The sequence below is a fragment of the Streptomyces sp. 8N616 genome (assembly GCF_052246385.1).
Classification (GTDB): Bacteria; Actinomycetota; Actinomycetes; order Streptomycetales; family Streptomycetaceae; genus Streptomyces.
On record NZ_JBQQBY010000001.1, the window covers coordinates 94872 to 121384 of the forward strand.

Annotated in this window: 28 protein-coding genes; 22 read left to right on the forward strand and 6 right to left on the reverse strand. The window is 73.4% G+C overall.

The window, feature by feature from the left end:
* Window positions 1–134: 134 nt before the first annotated feature.
* The 4 genes from ACTWQC_RS00420 to ACTWQC_RS00435 all read left to right on the forward strand — a co-directional run bounded on the left by ACTWQC_RS00420 (window position 135) and on the right by ACTWQC_RS00435 (window position 4180).
* Window positions 135–1475 (forward strand): NYN domain-containing protein, encoded by a 1341-nt coding sequence (locus tag ACTWQC_RS00420; RefSeq protein ID WP_443313420.1) that lies wholly within the window; start codon window positions 135–137, stop codon window positions 1473–1475.
* Between the two features lie 168 nt (window positions 1476–1643).
* Window positions 1644–2609, forward strand: coding sequence for an ABC transporter ATP-binding protein (locus ACTWQC_RS00425; protein ID WP_443313638.1), 966 nt, complete (start codon window positions 1644–1646; stop codon window positions 2607–2609).
* A 48-nt stretch (window positions 2610–2657) separates the two neighbouring features.
* A complete protein-coding gene (locus ACTWQC_RS00430) occupies window positions 2658–3512 on the forward strand; it encodes an ABC transporter permease (RefSeq protein ID WP_443313421.1) in 855 nt (284 codons plus the stop codon).
* 71 nt (window positions 3513–3583) lie between these two features.
* Entirely contained in the window at window positions 3584–4180 is a 597-nt protein-coding gene (locus tag ACTWQC_RS00435; RefSeq protein ID WP_443313639.1) for a DUF2567 domain-containing protein, read from the forward strand.
* Between the two features lie 575 nt (window positions 4181–4755).
* On the opposite strand, the gene ybaK is transcribed toward ACTWQC_RS00435, so the two are convergent.
* The 4 genes from ybaK to ACTWQC_RS00455 form a co-directional block, all read right to left on the reverse strand.
* A complete protein-coding gene (gene ybaK, locus ACTWQC_RS00440; protein ID WP_443313422.1) occupies window positions 4756–5274 on the reverse strand; it encodes a Cys-tRNA(Pro) deacylase in 519 nt (172 codons plus the stop codon).
* A 60-nt stretch (window positions 5275–5334) separates the two neighbouring features.
* Window positions 5335–6075 carry an LON peptidase substrate-binding domain-containing protein gene (locus ACTWQC_RS00445; RefSeq protein WP_443313423.1) on the reverse strand — a complete coding sequence of 247 codons (741 nt, stop codon included), beginning with the start codon at window positions 6073–6075 and terminating at the stop codon, window positions 5335–5337.
* Window positions 6076–6086: 11 nt separating this feature from the next.
* Window positions 6087–7220 carry a hypothetical protein gene (locus tag ACTWQC_RS00450; protein WP_443313640.1) on the reverse strand — a complete coding sequence of 378 codons (1134 nt, stop codon included), beginning with the start codon at window positions 7218–7220 and terminating at the stop codon, window positions 6087–6089.
* A 557-nt stretch (window positions 7221–7777) separates the two neighbouring features.
* Window positions 7778–9379, reverse strand: a complete 1602-nt coding sequence (locus tag ACTWQC_RS00455; protein WP_443313424.1) for an oxidoreductase — start codon at window positions 9377–9379, stop codon at window positions 7778–7780.
* A gap of 178 nt (window positions 9380–9557) precedes the next feature.
* On the opposite strand from ACTWQC_RS00455, the gene hisD reads away from it, so the two are divergent.
* The 8 genes from hisD to hisF are packed head-to-tail and all read left to right on the forward strand — an operon-like array spanning window position 9558 to window position 15397.
* Window positions 9558–10937: a histidinol dehydrogenase gene (hisD, locus tag ACTWQC_RS00460; protein WP_443313425.1), complete on the forward strand. Its 1380-nt coding sequence runs from the start codon at window positions 9558–9560 to the stop codon at window positions 10935–10937.
* Window positions 10934–12073 (forward strand): histidinol-phosphate transaminase, encoded by a 1140-nt coding sequence (locus ACTWQC_RS00465; RefSeq protein WP_443313426.1) that lies wholly within the window; start codon window positions 10934–10936, stop codon window positions 12071–12073. The genes hisD and ACTWQC_RS00465 overlap by 4 nt, the downstream gene beginning before the upstream one ends.
* Window positions 12070–12663 (forward strand): imidazoleglycerol-phosphate dehydratase HisB, encoded by a 594-nt coding sequence (hisB, locus tag ACTWQC_RS00470; RefSeq protein ID WP_443313427.1) that lies wholly within the window; start codon window positions 12070–12072, stop codon window positions 12661–12663. The genes ACTWQC_RS00465 and hisB overlap by 4 nt, the downstream gene beginning before the upstream one ends.
* Entirely contained in the window at window positions 12660–12827 is a 168-nt protein-coding gene (locus tag ACTWQC_RS00475; protein WP_443313428.1) for a hypothetical protein, read from the forward strand. Before hisB ends, ACTWQC_RS00475 begins: the two co-directional genes overlap by 4 nt.
* Window positions 12824–13495 (forward strand): imidazole glycerol phosphate synthase subunit HisH, encoded by a 672-nt coding sequence (gene hisH / locus ACTWQC_RS00480; RefSeq protein ID WP_443313429.1) that lies wholly within the window; start codon window positions 12824–12826, stop codon window positions 13493–13495. Before ACTWQC_RS00475 ends, hisH begins: the two co-directional genes overlap by 4 nt.
* Window positions 13495–14223 carry a bifunctional 1-(5-phosphoribosyl)-5-((5-phosphoribosylamino)methylideneamino)imidazole-4-carboxamide isomerase/phosphoribosylanthranilate isomerase PriA gene (gene priA / locus ACTWQC_RS00485; protein WP_443313430.1) on the forward strand — a complete coding sequence of 243 codons (729 nt, stop codon included), beginning with the start codon at window positions 13495–13497 and terminating at the stop codon, window positions 14221–14223. Before hisH ends, priA begins: the two co-directional genes overlap by 1 nt.
* Complete coding sequence (locus ACTWQC_RS00490; RefSeq protein ID WP_443313431.1) at window positions 14220–14630, forward strand: RidA family protein; 411 nt, start codon at window positions 14220–14222, stop codon at window positions 14628–14630. Before priA ends, ACTWQC_RS00490 begins: the two co-directional genes overlap by 4 nt.
* Complete coding sequence (gene hisF / locus ACTWQC_RS00495; protein ID WP_443313432.1) at window positions 14627–15397, forward strand: imidazole glycerol phosphate synthase subunit HisF; 771 nt, start codon at window positions 14627–14629, stop codon at window positions 15395–15397. Before ACTWQC_RS00490 ends, hisF begins: the two co-directional genes overlap by 4 nt.
* 156 nt (window positions 15398–15553) lie before the next feature.
* On the opposite strand, the gene ACTWQC_RS00500 is transcribed toward hisF, so the two are convergent.
* The gene (locus ACTWQC_RS00500; protein ID WP_443313433.1) at window positions 15554–16192 is read right to left on the reverse strand and encodes a TIGR03085 family metal-binding protein; all 639 of its coding nucleotides are present in this window, start codon (window positions 16190–16192) and stop codon (window positions 15554–15556) included.
* A 336-nt stretch (window positions 16193–16528) separates the two neighbouring features.
* Entirely contained in the window at window positions 16529–17359 is an 831-nt protein-coding gene (locus tag ACTWQC_RS00505; protein WP_443313434.1) for a hypothetical protein, read from the reverse strand.
* A gap of 235 nt (window positions 17360–17594) precedes the next feature.
* Here ACTWQC_RS00505 and hisI point away from each other — a divergent pair, with 235 nt between their 5' ends.
* From hisI to ACTWQC_RS00555, 10 genes are all read left to right on the forward strand, one after another.
* The gene (gene hisI, locus ACTWQC_RS00510; RefSeq protein ID WP_443313435.1) at window positions 17595–17996 is read left to right on the forward strand and encodes a phosphoribosyl-AMP cyclohydrolase; all 402 of its coding nucleotides are present in this window, start codon (window positions 17595–17597) and stop codon (window positions 17994–17996) included.
* 41 nt (window positions 17997–18037) lie between these two features.
* Window positions 18038–19549, forward strand: coding sequence for an anthranilate synthase component I (locus ACTWQC_RS00515; RefSeq protein WP_443313641.1), 1512 nt, complete (start codon window positions 18038–18040; stop codon window positions 19547–19549).
* A gap of 442 nt (window positions 19550–19991) precedes the next feature.
* Complete coding sequence (locus ACTWQC_RS00520; RefSeq protein ID WP_443313436.1) at window positions 19992–20657, forward strand: TIGR02234 family membrane protein; 666 nt, start codon at window positions 19992–19994, stop codon at window positions 20655–20657.
* Window positions 20658–20793: 136 nt separating this feature from the next.
* Window positions 20794–21021, forward strand: a complete 228-nt coding sequence (locus ACTWQC_RS00525; RefSeq protein ID WP_443313437.1) for an HGxxPAAW family protein — start codon at window positions 20794–20796, stop codon at window positions 21019–21021.
* Between the two features lie 176 nt (window positions 21022–21197).
* Window positions 21198–21629 (forward strand): DUF2752 domain-containing protein, encoded by a 432-nt coding sequence (locus tag ACTWQC_RS00530; RefSeq protein ID WP_443313642.1) that lies wholly within the window; start codon window positions 21198–21200, stop codon window positions 21627–21629.
* A 196-nt stretch (window positions 21630–21825) separates the two neighbouring features.
* Entirely contained in the window at window positions 21826–22635 is an 810-nt protein-coding gene (trpC, locus tag ACTWQC_RS00535) for an indole-3-glycerol phosphate synthase TrpC (RefSeq protein ID WP_443313438.1), read from the forward strand.
* A gap of 7 nt (window positions 22636–22642) precedes the next feature.
* Window positions 22643–22807, forward strand: coding sequence for a tryptophan biosynthesis modulator TrpM (gene trpM / locus ACTWQC_RS00540; protein ID WP_443313439.1), 165 nt, complete (start codon window positions 22643–22645; stop codon window positions 22805–22807).
* A gap of 725 nt (window positions 22808–23532) precedes the next feature.
* On the forward strand, window positions 23533–24819 hold the full coding sequence (trpB, locus tag ACTWQC_RS00545) for a tryptophan synthase subunit beta (RefSeq protein WP_443313440.1): 1287 nt from the start codon (window positions 23533–23535) through the stop codon (window positions 24817–24819).
* Entirely contained in the window at window positions 24816–25631 is an 816-nt protein-coding gene (gene trpA, locus ACTWQC_RS00550; protein WP_443313441.1) for a tryptophan synthase subunit alpha, read from the forward strand. Before trpB ends, trpA begins: the two co-directional genes overlap by 4 nt.
* Before the next feature lie 101 nt (window positions 25632–25732).
* The gene (locus ACTWQC_RS00555; RefSeq protein ID WP_443313442.1) at window positions 25733–26509 is read left to right on the forward strand and encodes a DsbA family protein; all 777 of its coding nucleotides are present in this window, start codon (window positions 25733–25735) and stop codon (window positions 26507–26509) included.
* Window positions 26510–26513: the final 4 nt, after the last annotated feature.

The following is a 26513-nucleotide window of genomic DNA, read 5'->3' on the forward strand; positions in this document are numbered from 1 at the left end:
CGCGGCTTCCGTATCCGCCACGCCGATGATCGAGTTCCGACTGATAACCCCTGTGCGGTCGGGCAGACTCGAAGGAAACCCGAAGCCAAAACGCCGTTCCGGGGGGCGACGGACTTCACGAAAGAGGGTGGAACGTGGACCGCTGCGTCGTCCTGGTGGACGCCGGCTACCTGCTGGGCGCCGCTGCGAGCCTGCTCGCAGGAGAGCCCGCCCGCGCCCGCATCACCGTCGATCACGCCGCCCTCATCCAGGGTTTGCGGGAGCGCGCCGAAGTCGACACCGAGCGTCCCCTGCTACGGATTTACTGGTTCGACGGGGCGCCGGACCGGGTGCCGCAGCCGGAGCACCGGCGGCTGCGCGTCATGCCCCGGGTCACCGTCCGGCTCGGCGCGCTGACCCGCAGCGACGGGCGGTGGGCGCAGAAGGGCGTGGACGCTGCCATGCACGCCGAGCTCACCGAACTCGCCCGTAACCGGGCCTGTTCCGACATCGTCCTGGTCACCGGGGACGGCGATCTGCTGCCCGGCCTGATGGACGCCAAGGAGCACGGCGTCGCCATCCATCTGTGGGCTGTGCAGGCCGCCGACGGCGACTTCAACCAGTCCGAGGATCTCGTCGCCGAGGCCGACGAGCGCCGCGTGCTGGACCGGGCGTGGATCACCCGGGCCGTACGGGCCAAGGACCTCGTCGAGCCCTGCGCGCCGCCGGCCGCGCCCGAGCCGGAGATCGCGGCGATCCTCTCCGCACCGCTGCCCGAGTCGTCCGCCGCGGGCCCTGCGCCTGCGCAGGGGCAGGCGGCCGACGCCGGGGTCGGCGCCGGGGCAGGCGCGGGTGCCGGTGTGGGCGCCGGTGCCGGGCAGGGTGGCGTCGCGGTGCCGCCGTCGGCGAACGGCTCCGCCGCCGGTGCGCAGGCGGCCGCGGCGGCCGCGGCCGGTGCGCCGAGCGCGTCCGATGCCACGGGCGCCAAGGGCGTCCCGACCCCGAAGGACCTCGCGGGCCTCGGCCGCGCCCACGCGGGCCAGGGTACGCAGCCGCCGCAGCAGGCGCAGCCGGCGAACGCCACGCTCCGCTGGTCCTCCGACCGCGGCTGGGTCGAACGCGGCGGTCCCGCCGAACCCGCGGAGATCGCCGCCCTCCCCACGCTCGCCCAGCTCACGAGCGCCGAGCAGCGCTGGGCCGACCGCGAGGAGGACATCACGGCGGTGAGCGGCGACCCGTTCGAGGTGGGCCAGGTCTTCGCCCGCCGCTGGACCGAGCGGCTGTCTTCTCAGACGCACCTGCAGCAGCTCTCCACGGAGTACCCGCGGATCCCGCACCGCATCGACGGGGAACTGCTGCGGTACGCGGCCCGCTTCGGGCTGCTCGCCCACAAGGACGACCAGATCGACGAACACGACCGGTACGCGATCCGCGCGGGCTTCTGGCGCGAGTTCGACACCCGCGCGGGGGAGGAACGCGGCTCCGCCGCGGGATGAAGACCGCTGTGGGCATTCGTTCCGCCCCGCGGAACGAATGCCCACAAAGCGCCCCGGGGCCAGGGATCGGGGGCTGGACGCGTACCCTCGTTGCTCGTGAGGACGGGCACAGCGCGGGCAGGGCATGGCGGCGGAGCCGCCGCGGCGGAAGCCGCCCCCGCGTGTGCCGTGCGCAGCCTGGTCAAGACCTACCCGGCCGTCCGGGCCCGTCGCCGTGCTCCCGCCGCTCCGGCCGTGCGAGCGAGCGACGGCATCAGCCTCGATGTCCAGCGCGGCGAGATCTTCGGGCTGCTCGGCCCGAACGGCGCCGGCAAGTCCACGCTCGTACGCCAGCTCACCGGCCTCATGCGGCCCGACTCGGGCAGCGTACGGGTGCTGGGCCACGATCTCGTACGGCACCCGGAGCGGGCGGCGCGGCTGGTCGGCTACCTCGGTCAGGAGTCCACCGCCCTCGACGAGCTGACCGTTGCCCTGGCCGCCGAGACCACCGCGCGGCTGCGCGGACTCGACGCCAGGGCGGCGCGGGCCGAGCGCGACGCCGTGCTCGACGAGCTCGGGCTCGCCGAGATCGCCGGAAGGCCGCTGAAGAAGCTGTCCGGAGGTCAGCGGCGGCTCGCCTGCTTCGCCGCTGCGCTGGTCGGCGACCGGCCCGTGCTCGTCCTGGACGAGCCGACGACCGGAATGGACCCGGTGGCCCGGCGGGCCGTGTGGAGCGCTGTGGACCGGCGCCGGGCCGAGCGCGGTGTGACCGTCGTGCTCGTCACCCACAACGTCATCGAGGCGGAGACCGCCCTCGACCGGGTCGCGGTGCTGGAGCGCGGCCGGGTCATCGCCTGCGACACGCCGAGCGGCCTGAAGGCCCTGGTCGCCGACGAGGTGCGTCTTGATCTGGTGTGGCGGGACCGGGCCCCGTTGGACGTGCCGGAGGTAGCGGCGCTGCGCGCGTCCGCGCGCGAGTCCGGGCGCCGTTGGGTGCTGCGGCTCGCCCCGGACGAGGCCCGGGCCGCGGTCGCCGCCGTGACCGGCGGCTCGGCGTTCGCGGCGCTCGATGACTTCACCCTTGCCACGCCGAGCCTGGAGGATGTGTACCTTGCGCTCGGCGGCCGTACGAAAGGCTTGGTGAAGGGTGACTGACCGCATGCGAGCGGCCTGCCACCGGCCCGTAGCGAACAGGAGCACAACGTGAGTGTCGTGCCCGCGGAGGCGGTGTCCGGAGGACTCCGGGCGAATGCCGGTAACGGCGGCGAGGCCGAGCCGTGGCCCGACGGCGACGCGGCGGCCGCCGCCCCGCTCGCGCCGCCCGCCCGGCTGCTGCCCGCGCTGGCCGCCGTCTACCGTGCGCAGCTGTCGCGGGCCCGCGTGGCCCGCATCCCGCTGCTGTTCGTGGCGACCTTCCAGAGCGTGGGGATCATGGTCCTGATGCGCGGGGTCGTCGACGGCGCCGACGAGGCGCGGGCCGTGGTCGCCGGGTCGAGCGTGCTGGTGGTGGCCTTCGTCGCGCTCAACCTTCTCGCCCAGTACTTCGGGCAGCTGCGCGCGAGCGGCGGGCTCGACCACTACGCCACCCTGCCGGTGCCGCCGGCCGCGGTGGTGCTCGGCGCGGCCGGGGCGTACGCGTCCTTCACCGCGCCCGGTACGGCCGTCACGGCCGTCGTCGGCAGCCTGCTCTTCGGGCTGCCCCTCGCCAACCTGTGGGTGCTGGCCGCCGTGATCCCGCTCGCGGGTGCAGCCCTGGCCGGGCTCGGCGCCGCCCTCGGGCTGCTCGCGCCCCGGCAGGAACTCGCCACGCTGCTCGGCCAGTTGGGCATGTCGGCCGCCCTGCTGCTGGGCGTGCTGCCCGCGGCGCACTTGCCGGACCCGGTGGCCTGGGCGCGGGACCTGCTGCCCTCGACGTACGGGGTCGAAGCGCTGGCCCGCACCTTCGAAGCGAGGCCGGACTGGCTGGCCGTCGGCGCGGATCTCGGCGTCTGCGCAGCCGTCGGCGTCGCGTCGCTGGCGGTCGCCACCTGGGCGTACCGGCGGGCGGCGGTGCGATGACGCGCCCGGACCGGCGTCCTGCCGCGGGCAGCACCGCCCCGGCCTGGCACGATGGCGGAGTGACCGCACCCATGACACCGCACGATCAGCATCCGCACGACCCCCGCCAGAAGCCGCCCACCGGAGGCGGGCCGGTGTACGCGCCCGCTGACGGGCCCGGCTTGCGGGCCGAGTTGCGGCAGGGCGCACTGGTGGTGGTCGCTCTGGCGGCCGCCGGGGTCCTGCTGGGGCTGCTGTGGCTGTGGCTGGCGCCGCGGGTCCCGCTGGTCTCGGACGGCAAGGCCGTCTACTTCAAGAACTCCGAGGGCGAGGAGGCGATCGGTGCGGACGGCACGTTCGTGCTGCTCGCGGCGGGCTTCGGGGTGCTCACGGCGGTGGTGGTCTTCTTGCTGTTCCGGCGCGGGGGCGTCGCGCTGGTGGTGGCGACCGCGGTGGGCGGGCTGCTCGGCTCACTGGTGGCGTGGCGGCTGGGCGTATGGCTGGGGCCGACGCAGGACGTGGCGGCGCACGCGAGGGCCGTGGGGGAGGGGAAGGTCTTCGACGCGCCGCTTCAGCTGCGGGCGAAGGGGGCGCTGCTGGCGTGGCCGATCGCGGCCGCGGCGGTCCATTTGTGCCTGACGGGCCTCTTCGGCCCCCGCGACGCCCCGCCGCCTCCGGCGCGGTTCTGACCGGCCTCCGGCCGAGGTTCGTTTCCCACCCGCCCACCGCTTCCTTCGGAACGAGAGGTTCCATGGCCGCCCGCGGAGTCCCAGCATGCGGCCGGGGTTGGGCGGGGAAGGCCCGCCCGTTCCGCCGGAACTGCTGGGCGCGTGTCGGCCCGCGGAACGCCACCGGGGGGAGGGGGCGGGGTGGGGTGGCCCACTCCAGGCACTAAAGCGTGATTTGTGGGCCGGCTTACCGACGGCCCGCAGACGACGAACAACCGTGCCGGCCCGTAAATCATGCCGCCGGGAGTGGGCCACCCCACCCCGCACCCGGCACCAGGACGCACACGCCGCAGCGGCCGCCTGCCCGCTGCCCGCTGCCCGCCGCCCGCCGCCCGCCGCCCGGCGAGAGCGCCGGGCTAGGCCGGGCGGCGGCCGTGGTTTGCGCGGTTTCTTCGCGTGCGCCACTTGCGCTTGCGGGTGCGTTTCGACACGGCGTCGCCCCCTCCCGCGCGGGCCGGGCGCCCGCGCCTTCCCGCAGAGTGCGCCCGGGCGGCACAGACGTCCAGTACTCCGCGCCCGCGCGGACGCGCGTGCGCCTACGCGCGGGCGATCGGTGCCAGCACCGCGCCCGTAAGAGACGCCAGATCCGCGGGCGCCAGCTCGACCTCCAACCCGCGGCGGCCCGCCGACACACAGACCGTCGCGTGCCCCGAGGCCGATGCGTCCAGCACCGTCCGCAGGCGGCGCCGCTGCCCGAGCGGCGAGATGCCGCCTCGCACGTACCCCGTCGTGCGTTCGGCCACCGCCGGGTCCGCCATCGCCGCCCGCTTGCCGCCGACCGCCGCCGCCAGCGCCTTGAGGTCGAGCGACCCGGCGACCGGGACGATCGCGACCGTCAGTGCGCCGTCGACCTCCGCCAGCAGCGTCTTGAACACCCGCTCCGGTTCCACCCCCATCGCCTGCGCCGCCTCCTCGCCGTACGACGGCGCGGCCGGGTCGTGCTCGTAGGAGTGCACGGTGAACGCCGTACCCGCCTCGGTCAGGGCGACCGTCGCGGGCGTCCCGCCCGCGCCCGGCCGCCCCGGTCCCGCGGACTTCTGCTTCTTCTTCGCCAAGGTGCCGAAGCCTTCGTTCAGTTGGGCTCAGCTCGGCCCAGCCCAATCGGGACTCAGTTCTCAGTTCGGGTTCGTCGGCTGCCGCGTCAGGTCGACCGCGGGCAGCGACGGAATGCCGCGGATCAGCGCGCTCTCCCCGCGCAGTATCTTCAGCTCCTGCCGGAGCCGGTCCGCCGTATCCGGCGCCTCCAGCAGCCGCTGCTTCGCCGGGGTGTCGAGCACGGCCGCCGCGGCCACCAGATAGGACAGCACGGACGGTTCGTCCGGCAGTTCCTGCTCGGCGCTCAGCGACCGTTCGTTCGCCCCGGCCAGCCGCTTCTGGTACGTGCGGAACGCTCGCATGACCCCCGAGGCGAGCGCCCCCGCGCCCTCGCCCTCCTCCTCGGGAAGGGTCTCGATCTCGCCCACCAGATACGCCCCGGAGGCGTCGACCGACCGCAGCCGGAAGCGCGTCGTGCCGGTGGCCAGCACGTCGAAGCCGCCGTCGCTCTTCTCCCGGATGGTGGCCGCGTCCGCGACGCAGCCCACCGGGTGGAAGGCCTTGACCGGGTCCTCGCCGAAGCCGGCCGCCGGGCCGCGCTCGGGGAGCGCCGTGGCGTCCGGCATGCCGGGGGCGCTGGGCGCGACCTCGTGGCCGTCGCGGATGGCGACCACGGCGAAGCGGCGCGGCGTTTCCTCGTCCAGCTTCAGCAGGTCGCGCATCATGGCGCGATACCGCTGCTCGAAGACGTTCAGGGGCAGCACGAGGCCCGGGAACAGCACCGAGTTCAGCGGGAAGAGTGGCAGGCGCGCGACAGTCACAACGCTCAAGCCTAATGGCCGGTTGCGGGCGTCCTGCCCGCCCGTCTCCGCAGGGGCATGGACGAGGCGACCTGGATGCGGACGCCGTCGCGCAGTTCGAGGAACTGGCCGAGCGGATCGTCGGAGATGTGGCTCCACGGGAAGCTTGTGGCATACGGGCCGATCAGCCGGAACTGTTCCAGGGCCTCGGCCCAGCGGCCCCGGACGATCAGGATGTACGCGAGGAGGTTGCGGACCTCGGCGGGCCATGGGTCGGCGGACGCGTACCGCGCGGACATGGCGATGGCCAGGTCGGCGGCCGCGTCGATGCGCTCGGCCAGGACGTCGGTGGCGCCGGGCCCCGTATGGCCCGCCCCGCGTCCAGTACGTTCCGCCCCGCGTCCAGTACGTTCCGCTCCGCGCCCCGGGCGGCCCGCCCCGGGCCCCGTACGGCTCGCCCAGCCCGGCGCGCGGTCCGCCTCCGCGAGCAGGACCGCCAACGCCGCCCGGACCGGGAGGGCTTGCAGCAGCGAGCCGGGGAGCGCCTGCCCGGCCGCGCGCTCCGCGAAGCCGAAGCACTCGCGGTGCGAGCCGTACCAGTCCGCGCTCAGGTACTGCAGCGCCGCGACATGGCACCCGTAGTGGTGCGGTGACCGGCGTACGGCCTCGCCCCACAGCACGTCGAAGTCGGTGCGCGTCGCGTGCGTGCCGCGCGCATGGTCGAGCGCGATGCGCCACGGCACGGGGTCGCGCGGGGCGGCCTCCGCAGCGGACTCGATGAGCGGCGCGGTCTCCCGCAGCGGCTCGGCGCGGCCGGGCCGCTCCCAGGCTCTGCGGACGGCCAGCTCGGCCTTGACGAGCGCGGCGTCCGGATCGCGCGGCGCGGCTGCCAGCCAGTCCGCGAACCAGTCCGGGCGGTGCTGGGCGAAGATCGCGAGGCGGGTGGTGTAGCGGTCGCGCGACTCCCACTCGGCGGCCTCGCGGGTCGCCGCGAGCAGCGCAGCGGCCGGGCGGTGGTCGCCCCGCCCGGCGGCCGCGAGCGCGGGGGCCAGCGGCTCGTCGGGTGCGTCGAGCAGCACGTCGTCGTCCGCCGACAGGCCGGCGGCGAGTCCGGAGGTGTGGCGGAGCATACGGATGGTGGTGACGAGTGCCCGGAGGAAGACCATCGTGCCTTGTGCCTCCGGCGGTAGACGGGCGGGAACGGGTCGGGACATGGACTGCCGTGCCCTGGTGGGGAGTTCGGGCGCGGCGGTGCTCGAGGTCATTGAAACCCCAGGTCGAAGGCGCGCCAAGAGGTTTCTGCGACGCTTCTGTATCAGCGGAAAGGTTGCTTGCGGAACGGTCAATGCCGGGTAAAGAGTGCTGGTCGCGGCGGATCGCGTAGCCCGCCGGGGTGCGGCCTGCCGGTCCCTGCCGCCGCCCCGGCCCCGGCACCGGGCAGGGCCGCGGTGACCCTGTCTGCCGAGGGGGAGGGCTCGGGGCGGTCTCGGGAGCTGCGCTCACCGAGTCCCCGGGCCCGCGCCCGCCGTCGGCTTCCGCGTCCGGGCCCTCGGCTGCGGCAGGCCGACGCGTCGTCGCGCGGGTGGGGTCCGGCCCAGGTCCATGTGTCGTCGCGCGGATCGGGTCTGGGTCAGGTCCCTGGGCCGTCGCCCGCCGCGTCGTCGCCCGGGTCGGGTCCGGGCCAGGCCCCCGTGTCGTCGTGCGGACCGCATGGCCACTCCGCTCAGCTCCTGCGGAGGAGTCGTGACGCGCCCGCCGCAACCGTCGTCGCGAGGATCCAGCCCAGCAGGATCAGGACCGCCGCCGCCCACTGGAAGCGGCCCTGCGGCTTCCAGAAGCCGTCCTGCCCCAGATCGATGACCGGCAGCAGCAGATCCAGCGTGTACAGCGCGGCGTTCCAGTGCGGCGACTCGCCGTCGCGCAGCTCCTGCGGCGGGTTCCGCTCGAAGAGCAGCGCGCCCACCGCCCACAGCACCGCCATCCACAGCGCGGCCCGCCCCGGCTTGTAGCCGTACGCCACCGCCCAGTCCTGCAGATAGCCCCACAGCTTCCCGGCCAGCGGCAGCGTCTCCCTCCGCCGCCGCTGCTTGGCCAGCAGCACCGCCCGCGCGTCCGCGTCCTCGCCGCTGGCCCGCAGTGCCGCCGCCAGCTGTTCGTACGGCTCCGGGGCGTACTCCGGGGTGGCCGCGGCCACCCACTCCAGCCGCCGCGTCAGCGGGAAGGGCCCGCGCGGGATCAGCGTCTCGTACGCGAACCCCGCCATCGCAAGACCGCCGGGGCCCGGCCAACTCGTCGACCGGTCGACCAGGTTGACGACCTTGGCGCCCGACAGCACCACCCGCCCCCGCTGGGGCCGCTCGCCGAGAAACCGCAGCTCCGGCGTCTGGATGCGGCGCAGCGACACTTCCTGGCCGGCCTCCATGACGAACCGGGCCTGGTAGAAGTCGACGGCGTCGCCGAACCGCCCGTCGTCCAGCCGCACGCCCCCCTCGCACTCGAAGTGCTGGATCCGCGTCCCGCGCGTCGGCGTGATCCCGTACGGCGGCGTGGTGCCGGTGGAGCCGGCCAGCGGCGAGGTGCTGAGGCCGGCCGCGGTCATGTACAGGGACCGCTCGACGGTCAGCTGCGGGGCGTTGAGCGCCCGCCGCCCATACGGGTTGCTCAGCCGGCTGCCGCGCAGGCTCAGCGAGACGCCGATCTGCGCCCCGCGCAGGCTGAACTCGCCGTACGACTGCATCATTTCGGCCTGCAGGTCCTGCGCGACGGTCATCCCGTCGGCGGCGATCGACCGGCCCTTGCTGTCCTTGTAGACCGTGAGCTGGTTGAGCAGCAGGTCGGTGCCGATGTGCGCGTCGGTGAGCCGTATGCCGCTGCGCACCGTGCAGCGCGGCAGGTGCAGATCGCCCTCGGTGGTCAGCCGCGCGGCCTCGAGGCGGGGTATCGCGCAGGCCACCAGGCGCAGGGTCGTGAAGCTGCACTCGGGCAGCAGCACCTCGTTCTCGAAGCGGCAGCCGCGCAGCTCCACGTACGGCTCGACGGTGCCGCCGGACAGCTCGAGCGTGCCGGTGATGTACGCACCGACCAGCTTGAGCGCGGAGACCCGCCCCGGCTGCGCGGACGGGCCGTCGAGCAGCAGCAGGGCGACGACGCGGGCGCGCACGCTGCGGTCGGGACCCCAGTAGTGCCTGCCCTGCGGATCGTCCTGCACGGGATTGCGGGTGCGAAGGTCGTGCGTGCTGCCGTTGCGGAACGCCTGCCACATTCCCCACTCCGCAGGGGTCAGCTCGAGACCCTCCGGCGGCTCGCCGCCACCTGCTCCGGACACCTCCGCAACCCCCTTCCCGCGCCGCGCGGCCCACACGGCTCTTCCAAGCTCCCTATTCCCGTTCCGTAACCGACTGAACGCTAGCGGTCAGCAGCATCGCGGGAACCGGGGCAGGGGCGCGTATCAGCCACTGAAACGCGCGGCCGGACACCGGAACAGGTCTGAGACAATTAACTCCGTGATCTCCCGAATCGATCTGCGCGGTGACGCCCTCCCCGAGGGTGCTGCCCTGCGTGACCTGCTGCCCCGTGCCGAGTTCGACGTCGAGGCCGCCCTGGAGAAGGTGCGGCCGATCTGCGACGACGTACGCCATCGCGGCTCCGCGGCACTGATCGAGTACGCGGAGAAGTTCGACGGTGTGCGCATCGAGCAGGTGCGGGTGCCCGCCGAGGCGCTGGCCCGCGCCCTGGAGGAGCTGGACCCGCGCGTGCGCGAGGCGCTCGAGGAGTCGGTCCGCCGCGCCCGCCTGGTCCACCGCGACCAGCGCCGCACCGACCACACCACCAGGGTCGTGCCGGGCGGCACGGTCACCGAGCGCTGGGTGCCGGTCGAGCGCGTGGGGCTCTACGTGCCGGGCGGCCTCGCCGTCTACCCGTCCTCCGTCGTGATGAACGTCGTCCCGGCCCAGGAGGCGGGCGTCGACGCCGTCGCCGTCACCTCCCCGCCCCAGAAGGAGTTCGGGGGCCTGCCGCACCCGACGATCCTCGCCGCCTGCGCCCTGCTCGGGGTGGACGAGGTCTACGCGGCGGGCGGCGCCCAGGCCATCGCCATGTTCGCGTACGGCACCGAGGACTGCCTGCCGGTCAACCTGGTCACCGGGCCCGGCAACATCTACGTCGCCGCGGCGAAGCGCCTGCTCAAGGGCCGGATCGGGATCGACGCGGAGGCGGGCCCCACCGAGATCGCGATCCTCGCGGATGCCACCGCGGACCCGGCGCACGTCGCCGCCGACCTGATCAGCCAGGCCGAGCACGACACGCTGGCCGCCGCCGTCCTCGTCACCGACTCCCTCGACCTGGCCGAAGCGGTCGAGGCCGAGCTGAAGACCCAGGTCTCCGTGACCAGGCACCGCGAGCGGATCAGCGCCGCCCTGGCCGGGCAGCAGTCCGCGATCGTGCTGGTCGACGGCGTGGACGAGGGTCTGCGGGTCGTCGACGCGTACGCCGCGGAGCACCTGGAGATCCAGACCGCGGACGCCCCGGCGGTCGCCGCCCGGGTCCGCAACGCGGGCGCGGTCTTCGTCGGCCCGTACGCCCCGGTCTCGCTCGGCGACTACTGCGCGGGCTCGAACCACGTGCTGCCCACCGGCGGCTGCGCCTGCCACTCCTCCGGCCTGTCCGTGCAGTCCTTCCTGCGCGGCATCCACGTCGTGGACTACACGCGCGACGCGCTGGCCGAGGTCACCCACCACGTGGTGACGCTCTCCGAGGCCGAGGACCTGCCCGCGCACGGGGCGGCCCTCAAGGCGAGGTTTGGGGGCACTCCCCCTAGCTTCGCCGGGGGGACCCCCACCCACGCGCGAAGCGCTGTGGGGGAGGAAGGTGCGCAGCCCAAGTGACCGGGATCGACGATCTGCCCATCCGGGACGAGCTGCGCGGCAAGTCCCCGTACGGAGCCCCGCAGCTCGACGTTCCGGTGCGCCTGAACACCAACGAGAACCCGTACCCGCTGCCCGAGCCCCTCGTGCGGCGGATCGGTGAGCGGGTCAGCGAGGCCGCCCGCCACCTCAACCGCTACCCCGACCGGGACGCGCTCGAGCTGCGCACCGAGCTGGCCAGGTACCTGACGCGGACCACGGGACACGAGGTGGGCCGGGCCGGTGTCTGGGCCGCCAACGGCTCGAACGAGGTCATCCAGCAGCTGCTCCAGACCTTCGGCGGCCCCGGCCGCACGGCCATCGGCTTCGAGCCCTCGTACTCGATGCACGCGCTGATCAGCCGCAGCACCGGCACCGGCTGGATCTCCGGCCCGCGCCACGACGATTTCACCATCGATGTGGACGCGGCCGTACGGGCCATCGGTGAGCGGAAGCCCGACGTCGTCTTCATCTGCTCGCCGAACAACCCGACGGGCACGGCGGTCGACGCCGGGACGGTCCTCGCGCTGTACGAGGCAGCGCAGGCCGCCAAGCCGTCGCTGGTCGTGGTCGACGAGGCGTACGGCGAGTTCAGCCACCACCCCTCCCTGCTGCCGCTGATCGAGGGCCGCCCCAAGATGGTGCTGTCCAGGACCATGTCCAAGGCCTTCGGCGCCGCCGGGCTGCGGCTGGGCTACCTCGCCGCCGACCCGGCGGTCGTGGACGCCGTCCAGCTGGTCCGCCTCCCGTACCACCTCTCGGCCGTCACCCAGGCCACGGCGCTCGCCGCGCTGGAGCACACCGATACGCTGCTCGGGTACGTCGAGCAGCTGAAGGCCGAGCGGGACCGGCTGGTCACCGAGCTGCGCGCGATCGGCTGCGAGGTCACCGAGTCGGACGCCAACTTCGTACAGTTCGGCCTCCCCCATAGCCTTAAGGGCAGGGGAGACGCCCCCACCGTCGACGCCCACGAGGTGTGGCAGGGCCTGCTGGACCGGGGCGTCCTGGTCCGGGACAACGGAGTACCGGGCCGCCTGCGCGTCACCGCGGGCACCCCGGAAGAGAACGACGCGTTCCTCGATGCGGTGCGCGATCTGATGAAGGAGCTGAACCGATGAGCCGCGTAGGCCGCGTGGAGCGCACCACGAAGGAGACCTCCGTCCTGGTCGAGATCGACCTCGACGGCAGCGGAAAGGTCGATGTGTCGACCGGGGTGGGCTTCTACGACCACATGCTCGACCAGCTCGGCCGCCACGGCCTGTTCGACCTCACCGTCAAGACCGACGGCGACCTGCACATCGACAGCCACCACACCATCGAGGACACCGCGCTCGCGCTCGGCGCCGCCTTCAAGAAGGCGCTCGGCGACAAGGTGGGGATCTACCGGTTCGGCAACTGCACGGTGCCGCTCGACGAGTCGCTGGCCCAGGTGACCGTCGACCTGTCCGGCCGCCCGTACCTCGTGCACACCGAGCCCGAGAACATGGCGCCCATGATCGGCGCGTACGACACGACGATGACCCGGCACATCCTCGAGTCCTTCGTCGCCCAGGCCCAGATCGCCCTGCACGTGCACGTGCCGTACGGGCGGAACGCGCACCACATCGTCGAGTGCCAGTTCAAGGCCCTGGCCCGCGCGCTGCGGTACGCCTCGGAGCGGGACCCGCGGGCGGCCGGAATCCTGCCGTCCACGAAGGGCGCGCTGTGAACACACTGTCCACCCTGCTGATCCTCGTCGGGCTCTTCCTGCTCGGCGGCGTCATTTCCTTCACCAAGCAGAAGATGCCGAAGGGCGTGATCGTGGTGCTCGGCCTCGCCTCCGCGATGTGCCTCACCGCCGGAGTCCTGCGGCTCGAGGGGGTGTTCGCATGACGACCCCGACCGGGACCGGGACCGGAAGCGGAACCGGAAAGCGCGTCGTCGTCTTCGACTACGGCTTCGGCAACGTCCGCTCCGCCGAGCGCGCCCTCGCCCGCGTCGGAGCGGACGTCGAGATCACCCGTGACTACGACAAGGCCATGAACGCCGACGGCCTGCTCGTGCCGGGCGTCGGCGCCTTCGCCGCCTGCATGAAGGGCCTCAAGGAGGCCCGCGGCGACTGGGTCGTCGAGCGCAGGCTGTCCGGCGGCCGCCCCGTCATGGGCATCTGCGTCGGCATGCAGATCCTCTTCGCCCGCGGCATCGAGCACGGCGTCGAGACCGAGGGCCTGGACGAATGGCCGGGCACGGTCGAGCCGTTGCGCGCGCCGATCGTCCCGCACATGGGCTGGAACACCGTCAAGGCCGCCGAGGGCTCCTGGCTCTTCGCGGGCCTCGACGCCGGAGCGCGCTACTACTTCGTGCACTCCTACGCGGTGCGCGACTGGAACTTCGAGGCCGCCAACCCCAGCATCCAGCCCCCCAAGGTCACCTGGTCCACGCACGGCGAACCCTTCGTCGCGGCCGTCGAGAACGGCCCGCTGTGGGCCACCCAGTTCCACCCCGAGAAGTCCGGCGACGCCGGCGCCCAGCTGCTGACCAACTGGATCGAGACGCTCTGATGCCCCACAAGCTCGAACTCCTCCCGGCCGTTGACGTCCGCGACGGCCAGGCCGTCCGCCTCGTCCACGGCGAGTCCGGCTCCGAGACCTCCTACGGCGACCCGCTCCTGGCCGCCCTCACCTGGCAGCAGGCGGGCGCCGAATGGCTGCATCTGGTCGACCTCGACGCCGCGTTCGGCACCGGCCACAACCGCGACCGGATCGCCGAGGTCGCCCGCGCCATGGACATCAAGGTCGAGCTGTCCGGCGGCATCCGCGACGACGAGACCCTGGCCGCAGCGCTCGCCACCGGCTGCACCCGGGTCAACCTCGGCACCGCGGCCCTCGAGACCCCCGAGTGGGTCGCCAAGGTCATCGCCGAGCACGGCGACCGTATCGCCGTCGGCCTGGACGTCCGCGGCACCACCCTGCGCGGCCGCGGCTGGACCCGCGACGGCGGCGACCTCTACGAGACGCTGGCGCGCCTCGATTCCGAGGGGTGCGCGCGCTACGTCGTCACCGACATCGCCAAGGACGGCACCCTCCAGGGCCCGAACCTGGAGCTGCTGCGCAACGTCTGCGCCGCGACCGACAAGCCGGTCGTCGCCTCCGGCGGCGTCTCCTCCCTTGACGACCTGCGGGCCATCGCGAAGCTGGTACCGGAGGGCGTCGAGGGCGCCATCGTCGGCAAGGCCCTCTACGCCAAGGCGTTCACCCTGGAAGAGGCGTTGGAGGCTGTGTCCGGATGAGCGAAGCCGTGCAGCGAGTGCAGTCCGACAGCCCCTGGGAGGAGACGATCGGTTTCGCGCGTGCTGTCGCGGCCGGGGACCGGGTCCTCGTATCCGGCACCATGCCCTTCACCGGCAGGGTGCTGCAGGGCGAGGGCGACCCGTACGAGCAGGCGCTCGCGGCATTCCGCAACGCGCTGCACGCGCTGAAGGAGTTCGGCATCGGCGCCGAGTCCGTCATCCGCACCCGTATGTACCTCACCCACCCCCGCGACGTGGACGCGGTCAGCCGCGCCCACAAGGAGCTCTTCGACGCCGTACGCCCGGCCGCGACGCTCGTCGTCGTCTCCGGCTTCGTCGACTCCCGCGTGCTGGTCGAGGTGGAACTCGAAGCATTCCGCAGCAAGTCCGAGGAGCCCCGGAAATGACCCTGGCGGTCCGAGTCATCCCCTGCCTGGACGTGGACGGCGGCCGGGTGGTCAAGGGCGTCAACTTCCAGAACCTGCGCGACGCGGGCGACCCGGTCGAGATGGCCAAGCTGTACGACGCGGAGGGCGCCGACGAGCTGACCTTCCTGGACATCACGGCCTCCTCGGGCGACCGCGAGACGACGTACGACGTCGTGCGGCGCACCGCCGAGCAGGTCTTCATCCCGCTGACGGTCGGCGGCGGCGTCCGCACGACGGAGGACGTCGACAAGCTGCTGCGCGCCGGTGCCGACAAGGTCGGCGTCAACACCGCGGCCATCGCCAGGCCCGAGCTGATCAGGGAGATCGCCGAACGCTTCGGCAGCCAGGTCCTGGTCCTGTCCGTGGACGCCCGCCGGTGCCCGGAGGGCACGGTCACCGACTCCGGCTTCGAGGTCACCACACACGGCGGGCGCCGCGGCACTGGGCTGGACGCGGTGGAGTGGGCGCACCGCGCTGCCGAGCTGGGCGCGGGCGAGATCCTGCTCAACTCGATGGACGCCGACGGCACGAAGGACGGGTACGACACGGCGATGATCGAAGCCGTCCGCAAGCACGTCACGATTCCGGTGATCGCGTCGGGCGGCGCGGGCCGGCTGGACGACTTCCCGCCGGCGGTCGCGGCCGGGGCGGACGCGGTGCTCGCGGCCTCCGTCTTCCACTTCGGCGACCTGCGCATCGCCCAGGTCAAGGACACCCTGCGGGCGGCGGGCCACCCGGTTCGCTAGCGCCTCGGGGCGCCGTTTCGCCCCGTGCGCCGTCCGCTTGGTGCGCCGTCCGCCCGGTGCGCCGTCCTCGCGGCGCTGCGCGCCGGTGGTTCCCCGCGGGAGGCGTCCAACCGCGTCCAACCGCGCATTGGCCTCCGCGGTGGTCTGCGCGATGGCCTACATCGAGATGCCGAGCGGCGCGTCCTGCGCCTGCGAGACCGCTTCCTTGTCGCCCTCCAGCTCCACGCGCGCGACGTTCTGGCGGCCGAAGAGGAAGAGCGTCAACTCGCCCGGTTCACCGGTGACCGTGACCACCGGGGTGCCGCGCTTCGCCACCGCCGTACGGCCGTCGGGGCGGCGCACCACCAGGCCGACCGAGGACTTGCGGCCGAGCAGCCGGGCGGCCTTCTCGAGGCGCGACCACAGCACGTCCGCGAACACCGGGTCGATCTCGCGCGGCGTCCAGTCCGCCTGGGCGCGCCGTACATCCTCGGCGTGCACGAAGAACTCCACCGTGTTCGCGGCCTCGTCGATCTGCTTCAGGGCGAACGGAGACGACCGCGGCGGGCCCGTCCTGATGAGCTGGATCAGCTCCTCGTACGGCTTCTCGGCGAGCTCCGCCTGCACCCGGTCCCGGCGGGCGGCGAGCGGCTTGAAGACGATGCCGGCGGCCGCGTCGGCCCGCCGCTCCCGCATCACCACGTGCGCCGCGAGATCGCGGGTCGTCCAGCCCTGGCACAGCGTCGGTGCCGCGGGCCCCGCGGCCTCCAACAAATCGGCGAGAAGAAGTCGTTCACGCTTCGCATGGGTCGACATACGGCCAGCGTACGGCGGGCCCTGGCGCCTTGCCACGGTGCCGCGCGGAAGCCCGGCCCGCGACGCGACGCCCTGTACGGCGCCGCGCGCCGACCGCGACCGCGACCGCAGGCGAGCCTCAGCCACCCACCCGCACACGGAGGGCCGTACGCGGCTCCCGCCTGTAGCGGCGCACGCTGCCCCACCCCCGCCCCTTCGACGACCAGCTCCCGGCGGGGCGGCACGGTTGCTTCGTCGCCCTTCTGTGGTGGCGTGGCGTCGCCATTCACCTGCCCTTTCAGGGCGGGCGGATGGGAAGACCCCGGCGCGGAGCGCCCGGGCATGATGGCGGGCGGGTCAGCCCGGCAGGGGCTTGGTCAGCTTCTTTCCGCCGAGGCGGTCGCTCAGGGTCAGCGCGCAGGAGATCCGCTTCTCCTGCCGGATCCGGTACGTGTCCAGGGAGGGGTAGAGGGCGTAGTTGAAGTACTGCCGCCCGTCCTCCGGTATGGACTTCATCCGCTCCGCCACCGCCGTCTCGCACAGCGCCAGCGCCTTCTCCTGAAGCTGCGCGTCGGAGGAGTACGACCCGGTCAGCCGCTTGTTGGCGATCACTTCGCCGTCGTGGGCCACGCCGCAGGAACGGGTCACGATGTGGGCGACCGAGCGGTCGAGCGCCGGGTGGTCGAAGCACCGGCCCGGCTTCAGGACGACGAACGGCACCAGGTCGCCCGGCGAGGCCGACGCGCTCGCCGGAGCTGAGGGCGCCCCCTCGCCCGGGCCCGCCGAAGGCCGGTCGTCGGGCTGCCCGCCGGGCGTGGCTCGCGGCTTGGCGTCGGCCGAGGCGTCACCGTCGTCCGAGCCCTTGAAGAGCAGGAGACCGCCCACGGTGAGTCCGGCCACCAGCACGCCCGCGATGAAGATCGCGGCGATCTTCGGGCCGCTGGGCCCGCCGCCGGAGGGCGGCGGAGGCGGCGGGTACGCGCCGTAACCGCCCTGCGGCGCGGGGAAGCCGCCCTGCTGGCCGTACGCCGGGCCAGGCGGCGGCCCGTATCCATGCCCCTGTCCCTGTCCCGGCCCCTGTCCCGGTCCCTGCCCGTATCCCGGTCCGGGCCCATAACCCTGCGGAGGGCCGAAGCCGCCCCCGGCGGCGGGCGGCGTGGGCTCGTTCGGCGAGGGCGGAAAAGTCATGCCGGAAGCATGCCCCATCGCACCGACAATGGGCCCATCGGCCCATCCGGCCAGGCGAGTTGGCCGATAAACGCGCCCTATGCCGGATTCGCGATGGTGCTGGGTCGCCGAGGCCCTGCGAGGCCGTGCCGGGCCGTGCGCGGCCGCAGGGTGCCCGACCGCTCGCGGCCCTCGCGCCGTGCCGCCCGCACCCCCTCGCGCCGTGCCGCCCGCGGTACGGCCCATAAGCGGCACAATGGAGCCCATGTCCAGCACCGCACGCCCTTCCGGCCTCGCCCCCGCCATCGCCGCACGTCTCAAGCGGAACGACGACGGGCTCTTCCCCGCCATCGCCCAGCAGTACGACACCGGCGAGGTGCTCATGCTCGGCTGGATGGACGACGAGGCGCTGCACCGTACGCTCACGTCCGGCCGCTGCACGTACTGGAGCCGCAGCCGCCAGGAGTACTGGGTCAAGGGCGACACCTCCGGCCACGTCCAGTACGTGAAGTCCGTGGCCCTCGACTGCGACGCCGACGCGCTCCTGGTCAAGGTCGACCAGGTCGGGGCCGCCTGCCACACCGGCGACCGCACCTGCTTCGACGCCGGTGAGCTCCCGCTGGACACGTCCGCGGGGCAGCCGCGGGCGGCCCACTAGGATCCCGCCCCATGACCACGGGTGCTGCCATGACGGACACGATGGACCTCGAGACCTTCCGCAAGCTGGCGGCCGACCGCCGCGTCATCCCCGTCAGCCGCAGGCTGCTCGCGGACGGTGACACGCCGGTGGGCCTCTACCGCAAGCTCGCCGCGGAACGGCCCGGCACGTTCCTGCTCGAGTCCGCGGAGAACGGCCGCTCCTGGTCCCGCTACTCCTTCGTCGGCGTGCGCAGCGCCGCCACGCTCACAGTCCGCGACGCCCAGGCCCACTGGCTCGGCACCCCGCCCGTAGGCGTACCGGTCTCCGGCGACCCGCTGGAGGCGCTGCGCGCCACCGTTGAGGCCCTCCACACGCCCCGCGACCTGGCCGACCAGCAGCACCTGCCGCCCTTCACCGGCGGCATGGTCGGATACCTCGGCTACGACATCGTGCGCAGGCTGGAGCGGATCGGCGACAGCACCACGGACGACCTGCGGCTGCCCGAGCTGACCATGCTGCTCACGTCCGATCTCGCCGTCCTCGACCACTGGGACGGCACGGTGCTGCTGATCGCCAACGCGATCAACCACAACGACCTCGAGACCGGCGTCGACGAGGCGTACGCGGACGCGGTCGCCCGGCTCGACGCCATGGCCGCCGACCTGTCCCGGCCGGTTCCAGCGAGCGCCGCCGTCCTGCCGCCCTCGGAGGTGCCCGCGTACACCGCGCTGTGGGGCGGCCCCGCCTACCAGGAGGCGGTCGACGACATCAAGGAGCGGATCCGTGCGGGCGAGGCCTTCCAGGTCGTGCCGTCGCAGCGGTTCGAGACCCCCTGCCCGGCCTCGGCGCTCGACGTCTACAGGGTGCTGCGGGCCACCAACCCGAGCCCGTACATGTACCTCTTCCGCTTCCCGGCCGTGGACGGGGAGGAGGGCTTCGACGTCGTCGGGTCCAGCCCGGAGGCCCTGGTCAAGGTCGAGGACGGGCGCGCGATGGTCCACCCCATCGCGGGCACCCGCCCGCGTGGCGCGACCCCGCAGGAGGACGCGGCCCTGGCTGAGGAGCTGCTCGCCGACCCCAAGGAGCGGGCCGAGCACCTGATGCTCGTCGACCTCGGGCGGAACGACCTGGGGCGGGTCTGCGAACCGGGCAGCGTTGAGGTCGTCGACTTCATGTCGATCGAGCGCTACAGCCACGTCATGCACATCGTCTCGACGGTCACCGGCCGCCTCGCCGAGGGGCGCACGGCCTTCGACGTCCTCACGGCCTGCTTCCCGGCCGGCACGCTGTCGGGGGCGCCGAAGCCGCGCGCGATGCAGATCATCGAGGAGCTGGAGCCGAGCCGACGCGGCCTGTACGGCGGCTGTGTCGGCTACCTCGACTTCGCGGGCGACTCCGACACGGCGATCGCCATCCGTACCGCTCTGCTGCGCGGCGGTACGGCGTACGTGCAGGCGGGCGCGGGCGTCGTCGCCGACTCCGACCCGGTGGCGGAGGACACGGAGTGCCGCAACAAGGCTTCCGCGGTCCTCCGTGCGGTAGCCATGGCAGCGGGCCTCACCACGCACTGACCCCCTCCGGGCCCCGCGTCTGCGCCCAGCCCGGACGCCTGCCGCGCTTGGCCCGTGGCACAAGCCGGCCGGGCCGCTCGGCCTCGGCTCTGGCACCGGACGCAGGCCGCGCCCGGCTCCCGGGCCGGCCTGGCCCTGGTCCCGCCTCGTCGGCGGGCCGACATGGGTACCGGGCGACTCCGGCGCCAGCCCGGGCCTCACCGCCCCGGCGCCGCCCGGGTCGGCATGGCTTCCGGGCACTGGCCGGGGGCAGCACCCGGGTCATGCTCCCGTCCGGCCTCGTCGGCGGCCGGTCCTCCGCCGCCGCACGGGGCGGGGCGCGGCACTTCCCAGCCACGCCCTTCCAGGGCGCGGGCTGGCACGCAGTGGCCAGACGGGCAAGGGCAGGCGAGGAGACCTCGCGCCGCAGGTGCGCGAGGCGGGCCCGGGTGGACCCGCGTGCATGGTCCCGCGCCGGGCGCTGCATAGTGGTGGGGTGAGTGCCGTACCCCACCCCCGTGCACCCCAAGCCCAGGCGCAGCCGTCCCGGCGGAGCCTGGGCGCCGCCCTGCTGCTCGGCGCGCTCGGGGCTGCGCTCGCGCTGATCGCCGGCGGCCAGACCTGGAGCCAGGGCACGTCCGCCGCCGCGCAGGGCGCCCTGCCGCTCTCGGCCGACGGCCGGGACGTCACCGGGCTGCCCGCCGCGCTCGCCGTCGTCGGACTCGCCGCGCTCGTCGCGGTCTTCGCCGTACGGCGTACGGGCCGGACTCTCGTCGCCGCCCTGCTCGCCCTGAGCGGTGCGGCCGCAGTCCTCACCTCCCTCCTCGGCGGCTCCGACACCGCCGCGCTCGAGGCCAAGGCCGCGCAGGCCACCGGCCTGACCGGCACCGGAGTCGAGCACGTCACGCACAGCGCCTGGCCGTGGGTCTCCGCCGCCGGCGGCGCGCTGCTGCTCCTCGCCGGGCTGCTCGCCCTCCGCTACGGGCGCTACTGGCCCGCCATGTCCGGCCGCTACGAGCGCGGCGGCCGTCCGGCCCCGAGCCGAGCGCGGACCGCGGCGGACCCCGACCGCCCGGAGGAGATCTGGAAGGCCCTCGACCGCGGCGAGGACCCCACCCGCGAGACGTGACCGTCCGCGATCCGCGTCGCAGGCGAGGCCACCCACACCCCCGGATCACCGGCAGCCCCGCTCGTCGGGGAGAATGACCGATGAGCCTTCACCGCGCCACGATCCAGGCGCGCGACACAGCAGCGAGGAGTACTCAATGGCGGGCAGCAGCCACGGACACACCCCGGCCGCCTGGACCGGTGTCACCATCGCCTTCATCGGCTTCCTCATCTCCGGTGCCTTCACGGTGCTGGCCGAGCCCCTCGGCTTCGTGGCCGGGCTCGTCGTGGTCGCCATCGGCGGTGTCGTCGGCCTTGCCATGCGCGCTGCCGGCATGGGGCAGCAGAAGCCGCCCACCACGCCGGAGGCCCCCGCCCAGAGCTGAGGCCGCCCCGGCGTGCCCGGCGCATCACGGCGCGGCTCCTGCCCCGTACGGCCCTACGGTGCCTGGAGCTGCGCCTTCGTGCGTCTGCGGGGAGACTTGGTGGTGTGACCGATGAATCGGTGAATGAGCCGGTGCAGCCCGTACGGTCGGTGCCGTCGGAGCGGTCCACGCCATCCGTGCGGGCCGTGCAGACACCCGTACCGCCCGCGGGCCGTCGGGCCTCCGCCGTCGTCGTCCCGCTCGCGACCCTGGCCGGAGTCGTCGCCGCCTTCTGCTACGTCGGCGCCGTGGACCCGAACGAGCCGGGCCACTACCCCGTATGCCCGCTCCTCCACTCCACCGGCCTCTACTGCCCCGGCTGCGGTGGCCTGCGCAGCGCCCACGCCGTCGCGCACGGCGACCTCGCCACCGCGATCGGCGCCAACGTCCTCGCCGTCGCCGCGTTCGCGGCCTTCGCCGCCGTCTGGGCGCTCTGGCTCGTACGGACCGTACGCGGCCGCCCCCTGGAGCTGCGGCTCCGGCCCGCCCACGGGTGGTCCCTGGCGGCCCTGGCGCTCTTCTTCACCGTCGTCCGGAACTCGCCCCTCGGGGCCGGGCTGGTGCCATGATCTCCGCCACCGCAGCGCCCCTGCGGATCACGGAAACCACCACGAATGTCCAGGTAGTGGGACCGCGGTCCACCGGATGCGGGCCCTCCGGCCCCGGCCGGATACCATCGCAGTGCTCCACGCAACACCTGGTGGGGCGGCGCCCGACCGGCGCCAACCATCTGCTCCACACCCGTCCCGGAAGGGGGCCGCTCGCGTGAGTGTGCTCGACGAGATCATCGACGGAGTCCGCGCCGACCTCGCCGAGCGGCAGGCGCGTGTCAGCCTCGACGAGCTCAAGGAGCGGGCCGCGAAGGCTCCCCAGGCCAAGGACGGCGTCGCCGCGCTGCGCGGCGACAGCGTCAAGGTGATCTGCGAGGTCAAGCGCTCGAGCCCGTCGAAGGGCGCGCTGGCCGCGATCGCCGACCCCGCCGGGCTCGCCGCCGACTACGAGGCGGGCGGCGCGGCTGTCATCAGTGTGCTGACCGAGCAGCGGAGGTTCGGCGGCTCGCTGGCCGACCTGGAGGCCGTACGGGCGCGGGTCGACGTTCCGCTGCTGCGCAAGGACTTCATCGTCACCTCGTACCAGCTGTGGGAGGCACGGGCGTACGGCGCCGACCTCGCCCTGCTGATCGTCGCCGCGCTCGACCAGGAGGCCCTGGTGTCGCTGGTCGAGCGGGCCGAGTCGATCGGGCTCACCCCGCTCGTCGAGGTGCACGACGAGGAGGAGATCGAGCGGGCGGTGGACGCCGGGGCGCGCGTCATCGGCGTCAACGCGCGGAACCTGAAGACGCTCGAGGTGGACCGCGGGACGTTCGAGCGCATCGCGCCGGAGATCCCCGGGCACATCGTGAAGGTCGCCGAGTCGGGCGTCCGCGGCCCGCACGACCTCATCGCGTACGCGAACGAGGGCGCGGACGCGGTGCTGGTCGGCGAGTCGCTGGTCACCGGCCGCGATCCGAAGGCGGCCGTCGCCGACCTGGTTGCTGCGGGCGCGCACCCGGCGCTGCGGCACGGGCGGGGCTGAGGCCGCGATGCAGGATGTCTACGCGCGGATGGCGCGGCTGGCGCGCGGCTGCAGGCCGCGCGGCTGCCGTGCGCCTGCGCGGCGCGTCCGGGGACGCCGGGTGCGCTATGTGATCGGCTGCGAGCCGGGGCAGGTCAACGGGATGCGATGGCGCCTGGCGGCTGCGCTTTAGCCATCCGGCTGCGTTGGCGGTTCCCGGCGGTTCCCGGCAGTGCCGGGGCCGGTGCCTCCCGCCGGTGGCCCCAGCGAACCCCTGGACTGCCGGGCACCCCTGTGGCCCCTGCGGGTCCGGGGCGCATGGCCCCCGCTGCGGGTGTTGATCGCCCAGTGGTCTTTGGTCTTATGCGGAGCCTGGGCGGCATGCGGCCCCCTACTGAAGACCTGCTGGGCCGCTCCGCGGTAGCCGATGCGGTCCTGCGTCGCAGGGACTGCCTGGGTGCCTGCGGCCGGTGGTCCGCTGCGGAGTTGCCTGGATGGCTCCACCCGGTCGCCCACTGGCCGCCTGCCTGGGTGGTGGTTTCGTGGGTCCCGGGCCCTGTGGCTGGGTGGTCTCTGGCGGAATCAACGGCCTGCCCGCCGTGGTCCTGTGGGTTCTGCTGCCTACGGCGTTCCCGCCGGTGCCTACCGGCCCTGGCCCAGGCCGGTTCGAACCGCGCTGGGAACACCTGGCCGGGCCTAGGCCGGTGCCCGCCCGCCGCCTGTAGGGCTCTCATCCACCCGTCCTTCAAGGCGGGCGGGAGGAGGCCCCGTCGGTTCCGAAGGAACATAGGGGCGGGTGGGCGGGAGGAGGACCTGCCGCGTAGCGGCAGAAGCCAGGGAAGCCCAGCGCAGCCAACGCGTACCTTGTTCACATACCGAGACTTTCGGGGCGCGAGCCCCTTCCGAGGAGTACGTCGGATGTCCTCTGACTTCTTCATCCCCGACCCGGAGGGTCGGATCCCCAGCGCGCAGGGCTACTTCGGCGCGTTCGGCGGCAAGTTCATCCCCGAGGCGCTCGTCGCCGCGGTCGACGAGGTGGCCGCCGAGTACGAGAAGGCGAAGGCCGACCCGGCCTTCGCCGCCGAGCTCGACGAGTTGCTCGTCGACTACACCGGCCGCCCGAGCCCTCTCACCGAGGTGCCCCGGTTCGCCGTACACGCGGGCGGGGCCCGGATCTTCCTGAAGAGGGAAGATCTGAACCACACGGGCTCGCACAAGATCAACAACGTGCTCGGCCAGGCGCTGCTCACCAAGCGCATGGGCAAGACCCGCGTGATCGCCGAGACGGGCGCCGGCCAGCACGGTGTCGCCACGGCCACGGCCTGCGCCCTCTTCGGGCTCGAGTGCGTGATCTACATGGGCGAGATCGACACCCAGCGGCAGGCCCTCAACGTCGCGCGGATGCGGATGCTCGGCGCCGAGGTCGTGGCCGTCAAGTCCGGCAGCCGGACGCTGAAGGACGCGATCAACGAGGCGTTCCGCGACTGGGTCGCGAATGTCGACCGGACGCACTACCTGTTCGGCACGGTCGCCGGGCCGCACCCCTTCCCCGCCATGGTCCGGGACTTCCACCGGGTCATCGGCGTCGAGGCGCGGAGGCAGATCCTGGAGCGTACGGGCCGGCTGCCGGACGCCGTCGCCGCCTGCGTCGGCGGCGGGTCCAACGCGATCGGGCTGTTCCACGCCTTCATCCCGGACGAGAAGGTCCGTCTCGTCGGCATGGAGGCCGCGGGTCACGGCGTCGAGTCCGGCGAGCACGCCGCGACCCTGAGCGTCGGCGAGCCCGGCATCCTGCACGGCTCGCGCTCGTACGTCCTCCAGGACGAGGAAGGCCAGATCACCGAGCCGTACTCGATCTCGGCGGGCCTGGACTACCCCGGCATCGGTCCCGAGCACTCGTACCTCAAGGACGCGGGCCGCGCCGAGTACCGCCCGGTCACGGACGACGAGGCGATGCAGGCGCTGCGGCTGCTGTCGCGGACCGAGGGCATCATTCCGGCCATCGAGAGCGCCCACGCGCTCGCCGGGGCGCTCGACCTGGGCCGGGAGCTGGGGAAGGACGGCCTGATCCTGGTGAATCTGTCGGGCCGCGGCGACAAGGACATGGACACGGCCGCCCGCTACTTCGGGCTGTACGACACGGACGCGACGGTCGAGGCCGACGGGGACGGCGGGATCGCCGAGATCCGGGAGGACACGAAGTGAGCGGGAACATCAAGCTGTTGAGCGACACCCTCGCGGCCGCCAAGGCCGAGGGACGGTCCCCGCTCATCGCCTACCTTCCGGCCGGGTTCCCGACCGTCGACGGCGGCATCGATGCGGTCAAGGCGGCTTTCGACGGCGGCGCCGACGTCGTCGAGGTCGGGCTGCCGCACAGCGACCCGGTCCTCGACGGGCCGGTCATCCAGACCGCCGATGACATCGCACTGCGCGGCGGCGTGAGGATCGCGGACGTGCTGCGCACGGTCCGCGAGGCCCACGGGGCGACCGGGAAGCCGGTGCTCGTCATGACGTACTGGAACCCGATCGACCGGTACGGCATCGAGCGCTTCGCCGCCGAGCTGGCCGGGGCCGGGGGAGCGGGCTGCATCCTGCCCGACCTGCCGGTGGAGGAGTCCGAGGTGTGGCGGAAGGCGGCGGAGCAGCACGGTCTCGCGACGGTCTTCGTCGTCGCGCCCAGCAGCCGCGACGACCGGCTCGCGAAGATCACGGCGGCCGGCACGGGCTTCGTGTACGCGGCGTCGCTGATGGGTGTGACAGGTACGCGGGAGTCGGTGGGCGCGCAGGCCCAGGACCTGGTACGGCGCACCCGGGCGACGACCGAGCTGCCGGTGTGCGTCGGGCTCGGGGTCTCCAACGCCGACCAGGCCGCGGAGGTGGCCGGGTTTGCGGACGGCGTGATCGTCGGCTCGGCCTTCGTCAAGCGGATGCTGGACGCGCCCGACGCCGAGGCGGGTCTTGCGGGGGTCCGGGCGCTCGCGGGGGAGCTGGCGGAGGGTGTGCGCCGCAGAGCCTGAGGCGGAGCGCCTGAGGCGGAGCTGCCTGGGGCGGTAGCTCGTAAGGGTGGATCTGTGACCGGGGAGGCACGCTGGTGCCTCCCCGGTTCGTTTCCCCGGGTGTGAGCGAGAAGAACCGTGAGGGTAAGCGCAGCGCACGCGAGCGGCTGCAGGAAGAGCGCGAGCGGGACCGGGTCCGCGAGAAGCGCAGGCGTGCGCTGATCGTCGGCGTGGCCGGCGTCGCCGTGCTCGGTATCGCCGCGGGTGTCGGCTTCGCGGTGTCGCAGGCGGGGGGTGACGGGGACGGGCCCGTGGTCGCGCCGACGGGCGCGAACGGCGAGGACAGCCTCGCGATCCCGGTCGGCAGGGCCTCGGCGCCGTCCACTCTCACCGTCTACGAGGACTTCCGCTGCCCGGCGTGCGGCCAGTTCGAGAACGGCTTCCGGGACACGATCCACGAGCTGCAGGACAAAGGGCAGCTCAAGACCGAGTACCACCTGGCGACGATCATCGACGGCAACCTGGGCGGCAGCGGCTCCCGTAACGCGGCCAACGCCGCGGCGTGCGCGCAGGACGCCGGAAAGTTCCAGGCGTACCACGACGTGCTCTACCGGAACCAGCCGCCGGAGCAGGACGACGCCTTTGCCAACAAGGGCCGTCTGATCGAGCTGGCGGGCAAGGTCGAAGGGCTGGCCACGGCCGAGTTCAGGAAGTGCGTGAACGAGGGCAGCCACGACGGCTGGGTGGACAAGTCCAACAGCGCCTTCACCAGCTCCGGCCACCGGGGCACGCCGACGGTCCTTCTCAACGGCAAGGACGTCAACAGCAACCAGCAGGACCCGCTGACACCGGAGAAGCTGAAGAAGACGGTCGAGGACACCGCGCAGCAGAAGTCCTGACGCG

Bases quoted from the DNA above. Each gene is read 5' to 3' on its own strand.
- ACTWQC_RS00435 (WP_443313639.1), top strand. From the start codon at position 3,584: ATGACACCGCACGATCAGCATCCGCACGACCCCCGCCAGAAGCCGCCC.
- ACTWQC_RS00450 (WP_443313640.1), bottom strand. From the start codon at position 7,220: ATGGTCTTCCTCCGGGCACTCGTCACCACCATCCGTATGCTCCGCCAC.
- hisB (WP_443313427.1), top strand. From the start codon at position 12,070: ATGAGCCGCGTAGGCCGCGTGGAGCGCACCACGAAGGAGACCTCCGTC.
- hisH (WP_443313429.1), top strand. From the start codon at position 12,824: ATGACGACCCCGACCGGGACCGGGACCGGAAGCGGAACCGGAAAGCGC.
- priA (WP_443313430.1), top strand. From the start codon at position 13,495: ATGCCCCACAAGCTCGAACTCCTCCCGGCCGTTGACGTCCGCGACGGC.
- ACTWQC_RS00490 (WP_443313431.1), top strand. From the start codon at position 14,220: ATGAGCGAAGCCGTGCAGCGAGTGCAGTCCGACAGCCCCTGGGAGGAG.
- hisF (WP_443313432.1), top strand. From the start codon at position 14,627: ATGACCCTGGCGGTCCGAGTCATCCCCTGCCTGGACGTGGACGGCGGC.
- ACTWQC_RS00500 (WP_443313433.1), bottom strand. From the start codon at position 16,192: ATGTCGACCCATGCGAAGCGTGAACGACTTCTTCTCGCCGATTTGTTG.
- ACTWQC_RS00505 (WP_443313434.1), bottom strand. From the start codon at position 17,359: ATGACTTTTCCGCCCTCGCCGAACGAGCCCACGCCGCCCGCCGCCGGG.
- hisI (WP_443313435.1), top strand. From the start codon at position 17,595: ATGGAGCCCATGTCCAGCACCGCACGCCCTTCCGGCCTCGCCCCCGCC.
- ACTWQC_RS00515 (WP_443313641.1), top strand. From the start codon at position 18,038: ATGGACCTCGAGACCTTCCGCAAGCTGGCGGCCGACCGCCGCGTCATC.
- ACTWQC_RS00520 (WP_443313436.1), top strand. From the start codon at position 19,992: ATGGTCCCGCGCCGGGCGCTGCATAGTGGTGGGGTGAGTGCCGTACCC.
- ACTWQC_RS00525 (WP_443313437.1), top strand. From the start codon at position 20,794: ATGGCGGGCAGCAGCCACGGACACACCCCGGCCGCCTGGACCGGTGTC.
- trpM (WP_443313439.1), top strand. From the start codon at position 22,643: ATGCAGGATGTCTACGCGCGGATGGCGCGGCTGGCGCGCGGCTGCAGG.
- trpB (WP_443313440.1), top strand. From the start codon at position 23,533: ATGTCCTCTGACTTCTTCATCCCCGACCCGGAGGGTCGGATCCCCAGC.